This window comes from Pseudomonas sp. UBA6315 (genome assembly GCF_002438125.1).
GTDB lineage: Bacteria > Pseudomonadota > Gammaproteobacteria > Pseudomonadales > Pseudomonadaceae > Aquipseudomonas > Aquipseudomonas faucium.
Map to the genome: position 1 here is coordinate 1 of NZ_DJTF01000114.1, position 3,541 is coordinate 3,541.

Sequence of the window (3,541 nt, forward strand, 5' to 3'; positions counted from 1 at the left end):
ACCGCGCCACCGCTGATCCAGACGCCGGGGGCGCCGCTCTTGAACCAGCCTTTGAGGGAATCCTTTTTCACGGATCTCTACCTTTCTATCAAAGCGACGAGTATTTCTTGCGCAGACGCTGGCGAATCAGCTCGGCCAAGGTGTTCATGATGAAGGTGAACATCAGCAGCACGAGGGCGGCGAGGAACAGCACGCGATAGTGGCTGCCGCCGACTTCCGATTCGGGCATTTCCACCGCCACGTTGGCGGCCAGGGTACGCATGCCTTCGAACAGGTTCATCTCCATCACCGGCGTGTTGCCGGTAGCCATGAGCACGATCATGGTCTCGCCCACCGCACGGCCCATGCCGATCATCAGCGCCGAGAAGATACCCGGGCTGGCGGTGAGGATGACCACGCGGGTCAGGGTCTGCCACGGCGTCGCACCCAGGGCCAGGGAGCCCAGGGTCAGGCTGCGCGGCACGCTGAACACGGCGTCTTCGGCGATCGAGTAGATGTTCGGGATGACCGCGAAGCCCATGGCGATACCGACCACCAGGGCGTTGCGCTGGTCGTAGGTAATGCCCAGGTCGTTGGTGATCCACAGGCGCATGTCACCGCCGAAGAACCAGGTCTCCATGAACGGGCTCATGTACAGGGCGAACCAACCGATGAACAGGATCACCGGGATCAGGATCGCCGCCTCCCAGCCATCCGGGATGCGCAGGCGGATCGACTCCGGCAGGCGGCTCCAGGCAAAGCCTGCAACCAGGATGCCGATCGGCAGGATCAGCAGCAGGCTGAACACGCCCGGCAGGTGGCCTTCAAGGTACGGCGCGAGGAACAGGCCGGCGAAGAAGCCGAGGATCACCGTCGGCATCGCCTCCATCAGCTCGATCACCGGCTTGACCTTGCGGCGCATGCCAGGGGCCATGAAGTAGGCGGTGTAGATGGCCGCGGCGATGGCCAGAGGCGCTGCCAGGATCATCGCGTAGAACGCTGCCTTCAGGGTGCCGAAGGTCAGTGGCGACAGGCTCAGCTTGGGCTCGAAGTCGGTGTTAGACGCGGTCGACTGCCAGACGTACTTGGGCTCGTCGTAGTTCTCGTACCAGACCTTGCCCCACAGCGCGCTGAAGGACACTTCAGGGTGCGGGTTCTTCAGGCTCAGCGGCAGCAGCTTGCCGCCTTCTTCGATGATGATGCGGTTGGCACGTGGCGACAGGGCCAGCACGCCAGGGCCTTCGGCCGCCTGCTCGACCAGCAGGGTGCGGTGCGCGGTGCTGTGGAACACACCCAGCTTGCCTTCGGCGTCCAGGGCGATGAAGCCCTTGCGGCGTTCTTCGGCATCGATCTGCACGACTGGCGCCTTGCCCATCTGGAAGGTGCGAATCTGCTTGAAGCGCTGCTCGCCATCCGGGTCGCGGGCCATGAACCACTGGGCCAGGCCGCCCTTGGAGTCACCGACGATCAGCGAGATGCCGCCAACCAACTGGGCGGTCGCGGTGATTTCGGTGTCGGCGCTGTCGGACAGCTTGTAGCGACCGTTGAGGCTCTTGTCGCGCAGGCTGAAGACGTCTGCGGTGGCGCGGCCGTTGATCACGTACAGCCACTGCTGGCGTGGGTCGATGAAGATGTTCTTCACCGCCTCGGTCATCTGCGGCAGCTCGATGCGGTTCTGCTCGGTGGTGACCTCGTCGGTCATCATGTTTTCAGTGCGCGTCAGCTCCACCACCTGCAGGTGCGCGCCGGTGGAGCCGGCCAGCAGCAGGGTGTCGCCATTGACGTTGACGCTGACGTGCTCCAGCGCACGGCCCTGGTCGTCGAGCACGAACGGCTCCTGGCCGTAGGGGTAGTCGATGCCGGGGGTGATGGTCTTCTTGTTGTCCGGGTAGGTGATCTTGTAGGTGTGGTGGAACACCACTGCCTTGCCGTCGGACAGGCCCAGGACCACCAGCGGGCTACCCGGCTGGTCGGTGCTGATCGAGGAAACCTGGGTGCCTGCCGGCAGCGGCAGGTCGACGCGGTTGAGCTCCTTGCCGGTCTTGGTATCGAAGAACAGTGCCTGACCCTTGTCCGAAACGCGCATGCCGACCAGGTTCTGCTCTTCAAGGGCGATCATCAGCGGCTTGCCGGCATCCTGCTGCAGCCAGGTCGGCTCCAGGGCCTTCTTGCTGGTCAGTTCGGCGCCCTGGAACAGCGGCAGCACCACGTAGGCCAGGTAGAAGAAGATCAGGGTGATGGCTGCCAGCACGGCAAGCCCGCCCACCAGTACGTACCAGCGGGTCAGGCGATCCTTGAGAGCGCGCATGCGGCGCTTGCGTTGCAACTCGGGCGTATTGAAATCAATCCGCACGGGAGGGGAATTTTGGGTCATTGTGGAGTTGGCCAGATCATTCATGCGCACACCCTAGCGGTCCCGTATGACAAAAACATGACAGTGCGTTGACGCAAAAAAGCCCGCCGCTCAGGAGCCCTGGCTGCGGACCAAGAATGCTTGGAAAAGGCCGGGCATCTGCACCGGCCTCTTCCTCAGTTAGTTACTTTTTTGCGACGTTGTCCGTGTGGGACAGGCCCAGGTCAGCCAGGGTCTTGTCGACCACTTTGGCTGGCAGCGGGATGTAGCCATCCTTCACCACGACCTGCTGGCCTGCCTGCGACAGGACCAGTTTGACGAACTCGGCTTCCAGCGGGGCCAGAGGCTTGTTCGGCGCCTTGTTGACGTAGACGTAGAGGAAGCGCGACAGCGGGTACGAGCCGTTCAGGGCGTTGGCTTCGTTGTCTTCGATGAACTCGCCGCCTTCTTTCTTGGCCAGGGCGACAGTCTTGACGCTGGCAGTCTTGTAGCCGATGCCCGAGTATCCGATGCCGTTCAGCGAGGAGCTGATCGACTGCACGACCGAAGCCGAGCCAGGCTGTTCGTTGACGTTAGCCTTGAAGTCGCCTTTGCACAGGGCTTCTTCCTTGAAGTAGCCGTAGGTGCCCGATACCGAGTTGCGGCCGAACAGCTGCACTGGCTTGTTGGCCAGGTCGCCGGTCACGCCCAGGTCGCCCCAGGTCTTGACTTCGGTTTTGGCGCCGCACAGGCGAGTGGAGGAGAAGATTGCATCGACCTGGGCCATGGTCAGGCCTTTGATCGGGTTGTCCTTGTGCACGAACACGGCCAGGGCGTCGACGGCGACCGGGATGGCGGTCGGCTTGTAGCCGTACTTCTGCTCGAAGGCCTGCAGCTCGACGTCCTTCATCTTGCGGCTCATCGGGCCGAGGTTGGCGGTGCCTTCGGTCAGCGCGGGTGGCGCGGTGGAGGAACCGGCAGCCTGGATCTGGATGTTTACGTTCGGATATTCCTTCTTGTAGGCCTCGGCCCACAGAGTCATCAGGTTCGCGAGGGTGTCGGAACCGACGCTGGAGAGGTTGCCCGAAACACCGGTGGTCTTGGTGTAGGTCGGGATCGCAGGGTCGACGGCGGCTACCGCGTTGGCGGTCGCAACGCCAGCGGCGGCAAAGGGGAGGGCCGCCATCAAACGCTTCAGTTTCATGCCTTGCTCCTAGCAGGGATATTGGG

2 protein-coding genes are annotated in these 3,541 nt (G+C 63.0%); both read right to left on the minus strand.

The genetic code is table 11. From position 1 onward, the window contains the following. Nucleotides 1–88 precede the first annotated feature (88 nt). Nucleotides 89–2,377 (minus strand): ABC transporter permease subunit, encoded by a 2,289-nt coding sequence (locus tag B3E94_RS14175; RefSeq protein WP_286913995.1) that lies wholly within the window; start codon nucleotides 2,375–2,377, stop codon nucleotides 89–91. A 139-nt stretch (nucleotides 2,378–2,516) separates the two neighbouring features. Further along, nucleotides 2,517–3,515, minus strand: coding sequence for a phosphate ABC transporter substrate-binding protein PstS (locus tag B3E94_RS14180; protein WP_286913996.1), 999 nt, complete (start codon nucleotides 3,513–3,515; stop codon nucleotides 2,517–2,519). Between the last annotated feature and the right edge of the window lie 26 nt (nucleotides 3,516–3,541).

Excerpts from the sequence above, each read along its gene's own strand:
- B3E94_RS14175 (WP_286913995.1), bottom strand. The coding sequence starts at position 2,377 with ATGAATGATCTGGCCAACTCCACAATGACCCAAAATTCCCCTCCCGTG.
- B3E94_RS14180 (WP_286913996.1), bottom strand. The coding sequence starts at position 3,515 with ATGAAACTGAAGCGTTTGATGGCGGCCCTCCCCTTTGCCGCCGCTGGC.